At 77.7% G+C, this 992-nt stretch carries 1 protein-coding gene; it reads left to right on the forward strand.

The genetic code is table 11. The features are described from left to right. Nucleotides 1-992 (forward strand): transcription antitermination factor NusB (locus GTW08_RS06915; protein WP_237453611.1); only part of this gene is annotated, 992 nt, incomplete at both ends.

Consider the following 992-nt stretch of genomic DNA (forward strand, 5'->3'; position numbering starts at 1 on the left):
CCGGCAGGCCCCCGGCCGTCGACCTCGCCCGGCAGGCGGCCTACGAGCTGCTGACCGCCGTCCGCGAGCGCGACGCCTACGCCAACCTCGCACTGCCCGGCATCCTGCGCCGCCACCGGCTGCGCGACCGCGACGCCGGCCTGGCGACCGAGCTCGGCTACGGCACCCTGCGCGCCCAGGGCCTGCTCGACACGATCATCGACGCCTGCACCGACCGCCCGCTGGCCAAGATCGAGCACGCCCTGCTCGACGCGCTGCGCCTGGGCGCCTACCAGCTGCTGCGCACCCGGGTGCCCGACCACGCGGCCGTCACCACCTGCGTCGAGCTGGTCCGGTCCGATCACGGTTCGCAGTCGGCCGGGTTCGTCAACGCGGTGCTGCGCCGCATCGGCGAGCACACCGAGGCCGAGTGGCTCGACCGCCTCGCCCCCGACCCCGCCGAGGACCCGGTCGGCGACGCCGCGCTGCGCCACGCCCACCCGCGCTGGATCGCGCAGGCCTTCGCCGACGCGCTCGGCGGGACCGGTGAGGAGCTGACCGCCGCCCTCGCCGCCGACGACACCCGACCGCGCGTGCACCTGCTCGCCCGGCCCGGCGAGATCACCGCCGAGGAGCTGGCCCTCGCCACCGGCGGCGAGCAGGCGCCCTACTCGCCCTACGGGGTGCACCTGGAACCGGGCAGCGGCGACGTCGGCGAGCTCGACGCCGTCGCCGAGGGGCTCGCGATCGTCCAGGACGAGGGCAGCCAGCTCGTCGCCGCCGCGCTCGCCCGGGCCGAGCTGCGGGGCGAGGACACCGGTCGCTGGCTCGACCTGTGCGCCGGGCCGGGCGGAAAGGCGTCGCTGCTGGGCGGGCTCGTCGCCGCCCGGGGCGGGACGCTCGACGCGGTCGAGTCCAGCCAGCACCGCGCCGATCTCGTGCGCCGGTCCGTCGCGGAGCTGCCGGTCACCGTGCACGTCGCCGACGGCCGGGAGGCCCCGCTGCCCGACGGC

It is taken from the genome of Pseudonocardia sp. SID8383 (assembly GCF_009864975.1).
Classification (GTDB): domain Bacteria; phylum Actinomycetota; class Actinomycetes; order Mycobacteriales; family Pseudonocardiaceae; genus Pseudonocardia; species Pseudonocardia alni.